This is a genomic window from Methanosaeta sp. UBA356, assembly GCF_002496465.1.
Classification (GTDB): domain Archaea; phylum Halobacteriota; class Methanosarcinia; order Methanotrichales; family Methanotrichaceae; genus Methanothrix; species Methanothrix soehngenii.
In genome coordinates this window covers 1-228 of sequence record NZ_DAKC01000047.1, presented here as the reverse complement: position 1 = coordinate 228, position 228 = coordinate 1, and positions in this window count along the sequence as shown.

Here is a 228-nt window from a genome sequence, read left to right as displayed (position 1 = left end):
TCGGGATAGGCTCTGCAATCGGCGGGATAACTAGTCGATCCCAGGCCGGAAGTGTTCCGTTTCAATTCCCTTTTCATCGGGATAGGCTCTGCAATCCCAACGGCTTGAGCATTCCAGCAAGTCCGCTAGCTGGGTTTCAATTCCCTTTTCATCGGGATAGGCTCTGCAATTTTCGAAGACATCCCGCGAAACATCTCTGAGAACATTGTTTCAATTCCCTTTTCATCG